Annotated in this window: 1 protein-coding gene; it reads left to right on the forward strand. The window is 57.3% G+C overall.

Annotated elements, in window-relative coordinates; genetic code table 11:
• Positions 1-419: ABC transporter substrate-binding protein (locus QMM04_RS23095; protein WP_282997231.1), on the forward strand; the 419-nt coding region annotated here is incomplete at its 5' end.
• Positions 420-459: the final 40 nt, after the last annotated feature.

Raw genomic sequence — 459 nt, forward strand, 5'->3', positions numbered from 1 at the left:
ACACCAAGTCTGGCTCTGCACCGGTGAAAGCCGCGGCGCGAGGTGAAACCACGGTTGGTATCGTGTTCATGCATGATGCTGTTGCGATGCAGGTGGATGGCTTCCCGATCAAAACCGTCGCGCCCTGTGAAGGCACGGGTTATGAGATTGGCTCAATGTCGATAGTGAAAGGGGCGCGCAACCTGGCCAATGCCAAGGTCTGGTACGACTGGGCGCTCAGTGCGGAGGCGCAGTCGCACATGAAGGAAGCGAAGTCCTTCCAGCTACCGTCAAATCGCAACGCGGAAATTTCGGAATACGCCCCGCGCTTCGAAAACATCAAACTGATCGATTACGACTTCAAAACCTATGGCGACTCCGCCAAGCGCAAAGCGCTGCTCAGCCGCTGGGATAAAGAGATTGGAGCCAGCGCACAGTGATGGCCTGACTGCGTGAACCCGCGCCACATCCTGCGAGATC

The sequence above is a fragment of the Pantoea sp. Pa-EAmG genome, assembly GCF_030024295.1.
Lineage (GTDB): Bacteria > Pseudomonadota > Gammaproteobacteria > Enterobacterales > Enterobacteriaceae > Pantoea > Pantoea dispersa.